The following is a 2,316-nucleotide window of genomic DNA, read 5'->3' on the forward strand; positions in this document are numbered from 1 at the left end:
GTTATTTCAAGTTCGCCCCTTGCTGATGGCTTTAATGCCTTTGCTTTTGCTACTACTGAGTTATCATAGAAATAAAGACCTGGCACTGCATATTTTGACTTTGGTTTCTCTGGTTTTTCTTCTAAAGAAGTTACTGTACCATTTTCATCAAAGCCAACTACTCCAAATGCTCTTGGATCTTGAACGTAATATCCAAATACCATTGCTCCTTTTTCTAATTGTGCTGCTTCTTTTAAGTGAGCACTAAAGCTTTGACCATAGAATATATTATCTCCTAATATCATTGCTACATTGTCATCACCAATGAATTCTTCACCAATTATAAATGCTTCCGCTAATCCATTAGGTTGTTCTTGAATTGCATATTCAATGTTTAAACCATATTCTGAACCATCCTTAAATAATTCCTTAAAGTTAACTATATCTCTTGCTGTTGATATTATAAGGATATCTCTTATTCCTGCTAACATTAAAACTGACATTGGATAGTAAATCATCGGTTTATCATATATCGGTGCCATTTGTTTTGACATTGCCTTTGTTACTGGATAAAGACGCGTACCAGAGCCACCTGCTAATATTATTCCCTTCATGCTATAATCCCCTATTCAATCTTTTATTAATGTATGTATAAATATATTAATAAATAATTTAAATTTTATTTTCTAGTTTTATAAATATAGATACCTTTATTATGATTATATCTATCTTCTATTTTAGGTATGTCCATATAACTTTCTCCATATATAGTAGTTAAATACCTATGGCTATCGTTAGGTATTTTAACTTTTATGTCCTCAAACTCGCCTTCCTTTACAGGGAAAATTATATCTTTTTCCATATATCTATCAAAGTCAAATTCTCCAATTTCACTTCCATAGCCAACAAATCTAGCATTTTCTTTTTTTATTCCATTAATAGCCTTTTTTTGCCTATCCACACAAAACTCATTTAAGTCTTTTCTTATTAAAATTTGTTTGTAACCTTTAGCAATCCCTCTTTTAAGATTTTCAACTATATTTTTTTCATAAGGTAATTTTGATTTAAATAACATTAAATAATTAATTTCTGATATTTTTTTTCTTATATACGATTTATCTGTTAAATTACATTCATAAAAATCATAAGGGAAAATATCAACAAATAATCCTTCATGGTATTCAGCATTATATTCTTCTATTAATTTGCTATATTTATGTCTTACCTTACTCCAAGAGTTCTCTACTCCACTATCTAATTGTGCATTTTGTAAAAATAAATCATCTGGCAAATGGCTTGGTGCTAATTCCAAGAACCTTTCATAATCTTTTCTCATCATTCCAATATCAATATCATCATCCCATGGAATAAAGCCATTATGTCTTTTTGCACCTAACATGGTTCCTGATTCTATCCAATAAGAAATATTGTTTTCTCTACAAATCTTATCAATATCTCTTAATATAGTTTTCATAAGTATTTGAGCTTCTCTTAAAGTTGCCTTACACATATAACATTTCCCCCGTTGATAAAACTTTATAGTTTAAAAATCTTTTCAAATTCACTTGCTTGTCTCTTTAATGAATATTTATTAATGTTCTCATATGCCTTACTAACAACAACATTAATGTTACTATTTTCTGATAATACTTTTAGAATTGCATCAGTAATTGCTTCCGAATTTCTTTCTACCAATATCCCACATTCACCACTTTGTGTAAGTTCCTCACTTCCTGAAACCTTAGTCATAATAACTGGTGTTTTAAGAGCCATCGCTTCTGCAACTACAGTAGGAAATCCTTCACTAAATGAGCTCATTACAAATACATTGGCAGACTTTATATAAGGATATGGGTTGGATTTATATCCATATAATTTGACATACTTTTCAACCTTTAATTCTCTTATTAGTCTTTCAAGTTCTGCTCTCTCTTCGCCTTCACCAATAATAACTATCTGAAATTCTTTTATCTTTTCCTTTAACTTACAACAAGACTCTATTAAAATTTTGTGGTTCTTATTTTTATCTAATCTTCCCACAGATATTATAGTTGGTATATCGAATTCTATACTCTTTTCATTTGCCCTATTTTCAATTGTTTCAATATCATATCCATTATATATTTTTACTATTTTATCCTTATATTTAGGATAAAGAGAGAGTACAGAGTTATAAACAGTATTTGATATAACAATAATGTTATTACTCACTTTAAATGCTTTATCTTGCCTCTTATACAAATAAAAGCTAACAAATTTCTTTAAAATATTCTTTTTATTTTTATAGTCAAAATCATCTAATGGTCCGTGTATCCATGTAATATTTTTTCCTTTTTT

Annotated in this window: 3 protein-coding genes; all 3 read right to left on the minus strand. The window is 28.8% G+C overall.

The annotated features are described in order from the left end of the window. Window positions 1-593: sugar phosphate nucleotidyltransferase (locus I2E98_RS15685; RefSeq protein WP_195469800.1), on the minus strand; the 593-nt coding region annotated here is incomplete at its 3' end. Between the two features lie 65 nt (window positions 594-658). Next, on the minus strand, window positions 659-1,489 hold the full coding sequence (locus I2E98_RS15690; RefSeq protein WP_195469801.1) for a LicD family protein: 831 nt from the start codon (window positions 1,487-1,489) through the stop codon (window positions 659-661). A gap of 26 nt (window positions 1,490-1,515) precedes the next feature. After that, a partial coding sequence (locus I2E98_RS15695) for a glycosyltransferase (protein WP_195469802.1) occupies window positions 1,516-2,316 on the minus strand: 801 nt, incomplete at its 5' end.

This window comes from Clostridium sp. D43t1_170807_H7 (assembly GCF_015555905.1).
Classification (GTDB): Bacteria; Bacillota; Clostridia; order Clostridiales; family Clostridiaceae; genus Clostridium.